Origin of the sequence: Psychrobacter sp. 78a-MNA-CIBAN-0178, assembly GCF_040309625.1 — a bacterium.
Classification (GTDB): Bacteria; Pseudomonadota; Gammaproteobacteria; order Pseudomonadales; family Moraxellaceae; genus Psychrobacter; species Psychrobacter okhotskensis.
Genome location: NZ_JBEOOZ010000085.1, coordinates 1 through 462, shown reverse-complemented (window position 1 = coordinate 462; position 462 = coordinate 1). Strand labels below are relative to the sequence as shown.

At 47.4% G+C, this 462-nt stretch carries 1 protein-coding gene; it reads left to right on the top strand.

The window, feature by feature from the left end; all coding sequences use genetic code 11:
* Nucleotides 1-462: ribonucleotide reductase barrel domain-containing protein (locus AAEY80_RS14350; protein ID WP_502945558.1), on the top strand; the 462-nt coding region annotated here is incomplete at both ends.

Below are 462 nucleotides of genomic sequence, written 5' to 3'. Positions count from 1 at the left end.
CAGTTAAACAAAACAATGTACACGCGCCTCATCAAAGGCCAAGACATCTCGCTATTCTCTCCAGGCGATACTCCTGGCTTGTATGATGCGTTCTTTGAAGATCAAGACAAGTTCGAAGAATTATATACCAAGTACGAAAATGATCCTAACGTACGCAGCCGTCAAATCCCAGCTGCTGATTTGTTCAGCCTAATGATGCAAGAGCGTGCTAGTACGGGTCGTATCTATATCCAAAACGTCGATCATTGCAACACCCATAGCCCATTTGACGCGACGGTTGCCCCGATTCGCCAGTCAAACCTATGTATGGAAATCGCGCTACCGACTAAGCCACTAGATAACATCAATGATGAAGAAGGGGAAATCGCCCTTTGTACGCTATCAGCGGTCAACTTGGGTAAAGTCGATAACGTCAGCGACATCGAAGAGCCAGCAGAACTCATCGTCCGTGCGCTTGATGCC